This window comes from Paraburkholderia sp. CNPSo 3281 (assembly GCF_024206515.1).
Classification (GTDB): domain Bacteria; phylum Pseudomonadota; class Gammaproteobacteria; order Burkholderiales; family Burkholderiaceae; genus Paraburkholderia; species Paraburkholderia nodosa.
In genome coordinates, this window is sequence record NZ_JAMBPS010000169.1 from 1 (window position 1) to 859 (window position 859).

General features: G+C 62.0%; 2 protein-coding genes. Both read right to left on the minus strand.

The window, feature by feature from the left end:
* Positions 1-479 (minus strand): hypothetical protein (locus M3I56_RS40725; protein WP_254358688.1); only part of this gene is annotated, 479 nt, incomplete at its 3' end.
* Complete coding sequence (locus tag M3I56_RS40730; RefSeq protein WP_254358690.1) at positions 476-787, minus strand: transposase; 312 nt, start codon at positions 785-787, stop codon at positions 476-478. The genes M3I56_RS40725 and M3I56_RS40730, both read right to left, overlap by 4 nt.
* Positions 788-859: the final 72 nt, after the last annotated feature.

Below are 859 nucleotides of genomic sequence, written 5' to 3' on the forward strand. Positions count from 1 at the left end.
ATGCCGGTAAGAACCGGCCGGGTCCCCTGAAAGATCTCGTCGTGCAGTCCCACCCGGATGGCCGACAGGTCGATGCTGTTGTTGATGGCCATCGCCCGCTGCGCGGCACGCTGGTGAACATTGTGCACGGTGCCCAGGCTGATGGACACGCCCAGCAGGTCGCTCATGAATTCGATGACGCCGCGCATCGAGGCGTGACCGATCATCGTCAGTGCGAGGATGACCTGCTCCAGCCATCGTCGGGTCACCCGCAGCGAGAACAGGACCTTGTCGGCGTCTTCGTCCATTTGCGTTGGCGAAAAGGCTTCATCCAGCGCGGCGCTCGCCTTGCGCATCTGGCGATAGACGAGTGGACGGCTGACACCGTGGCGGGCGGCCACGGCGCTGACGGGTTCAGCGCCCGCCAGGGCGCGAACGGCCATCATCTTGCGGTCGCAGCCAGCCGGTTTTACGGAAACAGGGCAGACGGATGAAGTCATGGGGACGCCAAAATTAAAGTGGGCCACATTACCCGCACTTTCATTTCTGCCCTGCCTGTGTAACGCCGGGATGAACCACGCCGGGTGTGGTGGATTTCAGGCAGCCCCTTTGCATCCGTTTCGATCGGCAGCATCTTCCATTGACACCCCATATAGAGCGCCTTCAGGACGTAGTTGAACATCCTCTGTAACGGCAACGTCGGCGGCGGGCCGCGCCGGCCCCGGCTCAGGTGCGGCAAGACAAATTGCCCGAACTGCGCTTCACTCAATTTCGTGGGAATCGCCTGCCGGCCATGGTTTGCAGCCATTTTCGCATCCGCAAAGCCCTGACTTTAACCGCTCCCCCCTCGCCAGCTCCGAAAGCCATTCCCGGTGGGGCT